The sequence below is a fragment of the Maribacter sp. genome (genome assembly GCA_020629415.1).
GTDB classification, from domain to species: Bacteria; Bacteroidota; Bacteroidia; order Flavobacteriales; family Flavobacteriaceae; genus Maribacter; species Maribacter huludaoensis.
In genome coordinates this window covers 8,034-9,403 of the sequence record JAHDDL010000033.1, presented here as the reverse complement: position 1 = coordinate 9,403, position 1,370 = coordinate 8,034, and the positions used below count along the sequence as shown (strand labels likewise).

3 protein-coding genes are annotated in these 1,370 nt (G+C 36.4%); all 3 read left to right on the top strand.

Features of this window, described 5'->3' with window-relative positions; translation table 11 throughout:
- On the top strand, positions 1–336 hold a 336-nt coding region (locus QZ657_RS13070; protein ID WP_291967400.1), incomplete at its 5' end, for a hypothetical protein.
- A gap of 96 nt (positions 337–432) precedes the next feature.
- Positions 433–879: a KTSC domain-containing protein gene (locus tag QZ657_RS13065; protein WP_058102736.1), complete on the top strand. Its 447-nt coding sequence runs from the start codon at positions 433–435 to the stop codon at positions 877–879.
- 27 nt (positions 880–906) lie between these two features.
- A partial coding sequence (locus QZ657_RS13060; protein ID WP_291967398.1) for a DEAD/DEAH box helicase family protein occupies positions 907–1,370 on the top strand: 464 nt, incomplete at its 3' end.

Genomic DNA, 1,370 nt, shown 5'->3' with positions numbered 1-1,370 from the left:
TATAGGGATATGAACAAACTTGTTGCCCAAATTGTTCCAATAATGAACGATAAGGAGCTAAACACCTTATTACGATCTCATTATGAAAACGAAGCACAGACACTTACAGGGTCAGCAGAGGCTAATTTACTGAAGTACAACGAATTAATCGGACAGCTTTCTGCAGATGAAAATGAAAGATGGTCTGCCATAAAAGAGCAATTTGTAAAGAATAATAAGATCAAAGGTTTTGGCAATGCCAATGAAATGGCACAGGTTTTATCGCAAATGATGGAGTTTTCAGAAAATCTTGCCGGTATTAAGTCGGTGTTGCAAAACGGACTTAAAAAAGATTAGTTGAATTAAAACCCTTCTATTTTTCGTTATTTCAAGATCTTATAGGTGTTCACATAAAAATAAGACGTAGTTTCGCAGCCGCAAAAAAGCAGTGTTATGAAACGTATCAACGAATACAAAAAACTTTTTGGGGTAGAGAAGGAAATTGAACTTAAAGCCTTAAAAACCAAGTACAGAAACTTGGTTAAAGAATGGCATCCAGATAAATTTCAAGAGGGTGATGAAAAGAGGGAAGAGGCAGAAGTGCAAAGTCGTAGAATTATTGACGGCTACCATTTTCTAGTAAGTATTGCTCCAGAAACCAAAGAAGCCAATAAAGAAGCTTACGAAGAAAGCATTACTTCTGGCATTGCAGATTTTCAACATAACGGTCTTGTTTTAGAAGTTACTTTTGTTGATGGTGCTACATACGAGTATTTTGGAGTTACAAAACCTATCTTCCAAAAGATGATCAATGCCAACAAATTAAACAGATTTGCTAAAAGAAGTATTTTTCCAAATTACTTATACAGAAAATCTAAACGAGATCTTCAAGAAGCATAATATCATATTTTTAAAGGGTTATAACGCATGAAAAATCAAAAGGATATTTTATCAAAATTGAATATCAATGCGCTAAACCCTATGCAAGAATTGGCGTTAGAAACCATTTCTTCTTCAGACAACACCATATTACTTTCGCCCACGGGTACCGGTAAAACCTTGGCGTTTCTATTACCGGTCCTAGACCTTTTGGATCTAAACAATCCTGAAGTGCAAGCGCTCATTTTAGTGCCCTCTCGTGAGCTGGCCATTCAAATAGAGCAAGTGCTGCGTGATATGGGTACCGGTTTTAAGGTAAATGCCATTTATGGCGGTAGGGCAATGTCCAAGGACAAGATTGAACTAAAACATACACCTGCCATTTTAATTGGCACACCTGGTAGAATTTTAGATCATTTTATGGCAGATCGTTTCACCAAAGACCATATTAATACGCTTGTACTTGATGAGTTTGATAAATCGCTCGAAGTTGGTTTTGAAGAGCAAATGAC

Coding starts and splice junctions, on each gene's coding strand:
- QZ657_RS13065 (WP_058102736.1), top strand. CDS start 433: ATGAAACGTATCAACGAATACAAAAAACTTTTTGGGGTAGAGAAGGAA.